At 68.3% G+C, this 1966-nt stretch carries 3 protein-coding genes; all 3 read left to right on the top strand.

What is annotated here, in order from left to right:
* A partial coding sequence (locus ACFQEU_RS15170) for an enolase C-terminal domain-like protein (protein WP_379783511.1) occupies positions 1–682 on the top strand: 682 nt, incomplete at its 5' end.
* Positions 683–698: 16 nt separating this feature from the next.
* Entirely contained in the window at positions 699–1523 is an 825-nt protein-coding gene (rpsB, locus tag ACFQEU_RS15175; protein WP_379783513.1) for a 30S ribosomal protein S2, read from the top strand.
* A 105-nt stretch (positions 1524–1628) separates the two neighbouring features.
* The coding region (locus ACFQEU_RS15180; protein WP_379783515.1) for a mevalonate kinase family protein at positions 1629–1966 on the top strand (338 nt) is incomplete at its 3' end.

Consider the following 1966-nt stretch of genomic DNA (forward strand, 5'->3'; position numbering starts at 1 on the left):
GGTCCACGCGGCGGTCGCGGACGTGCTCGACGAGCGCGGCGTGCCCGCGGCGAAGGGCGACGAGGGCGCGTGGGCGCCCCCCATCTCGGACGCCGAGGCGTTCGAGGTCGTCGAGGAGGCGGTCGAGGTCGTCGAGGACGAGGTGGGCTTCGAGATCCGCTTCGGGCTCGACATGGCCGCGGCCGAACTGTACGACGACGACCGGGACGCCTACGTGTACGGCGACGAGACGAAGACGACCGACGAACAGGTCGAGTACGTCGCCGGACTCGTCGAGGAGTACGACCTCGCGTACGTCGAGGACCCGCTCGACGAGAACGACTACGAGGCGTTCGCGGAGCTGACCGACCGGGTCGGCGACCGGACGCTGATCTGCGGTGACGACTTGTTCGTCACCAACGTCGAGCGCTTGCGCGAGGGGATCGACGTCGGCGCGGCCAACAGCATCCTGATCAAGCCGAACCAGATCGGGACGCTCTCGGACGCGTTCGACGCGGTCGAGCTCGCCCACCGGAACGACATGGAGTGTGCGATCTCGCACCGCTCGGGCGAGACGGAGGACACGACCATCGCACACCTCGCCGTTGCGACCGACGCCGCCTACATCAAGACGGGGACGGTCGGCGGCGAGCGCACAGCCAAACTGAACGAACTGGTTCGCATCGCGGACGACGCGGTATGACGGGCCACTACCACGCATGAGTGAAGACAACGACGCGGTCGAACTCGACGACGACGCGGAGACCGAGGCGGTCGACGCGGCGGTCGAGGAGGAGGCCGACACGACCGAGGAACCGACCGCCGACGTGGACGCCAGCGCGGCGTCCGCCGACGACGAACCCGACGAGACGGCCGAGGCTGACGCGGCCGCCGAGGCCGAGGCTGCGGAAGACCCTGAGGCGGACGCCTCCCCCTTCGACGACGACGTCATGCCCGACGACGACGTCGACCTGTTGATCCCCGTCGAGGACTACCTGAGCGCGGGTGTCCACATCGGGACCCAGCAGAAGACGAAGGACATGGAGCGGTTCATCCACCGCGTCCGCGACGACGGCCTGTACGTGCTCGACGTGAGCACGACTGACGGGCGGATCCGGACGGCGGCGGACTTCCTCGCCAACTACGACCCCGAACAGATCCTGGTCACGTCCTCGCGGCAGTACGGCCGGTTCCCGGCCGAGAAGTTCGCCGACGCGGTCGGCGCACGCGCCCGCACCGGGCGGTTCATCCCCGGGACGCTGACGAACCCCGACTACGCCGGCTACATCGAACCGGACGTCGTCGTGGTGACGGACCCGATCGGCGACGCCCAGGCGGTCAAAGAGGCGATCACGGTCGGCATCCCCGTCATCGCGATGTGCGACTCGAACAACCAGCTGTCGAACGTCGACCTCGTTATCCCGACGAACAACAAGGGTCGACGCGCGCTGTCGGTCGTCTACTGGCTGCTCGCCAACGAGACGCTCGACCGCCGCGGCGCGGACACCGTGTTCGCCCTCGAAGACTTCGAGGACGAGCTGTAGTCGGTCCCGGTTCACGTTCGATCCGGTTCTTTTCGGTAGCCCGTTGTACTCGACAGCGACCGCACAAGCGCAACGCCTGTAACCCCTCGGGGAGAGGTGAATGATATGACCGTCTGTGAAGCGCCGGGGAAGGTGTACCTCTTCGGCGAACACGCCGTCGTCTACGGCGAACCCGCCGTCCCGGCGGCGATCGAGCGACGCGCGAGGGTAACGGCCGAACCGCGCGACGACGACCACGTCCGTGTCACGGCCGAGGACCTCTCGCTCGACGGGTTCACCGTCGAGTACACCGGCGGTACCGGCGACCGCCCCGACGTCGACGTCCCGACACCGCTCGTCGACGCCGCGATGGGGTACGTCGACGCCGCGGTTCGACAGGCACGCGCGGCGGCGGAGGCACCCGACGCTGGTTTCGACATCACCGTCGAGAGCGAGATCCCGCT

Origin of the sequence: Halorubrum tibetense (genome assembly GCF_042661865.1) — an archaeon.
Taxonomy (GTDB): Archaea; Halobacteriota; Halobacteria; order Halobacteriales; family Haloferacaceae; genus Halorubrum; species Halorubrum tibetense.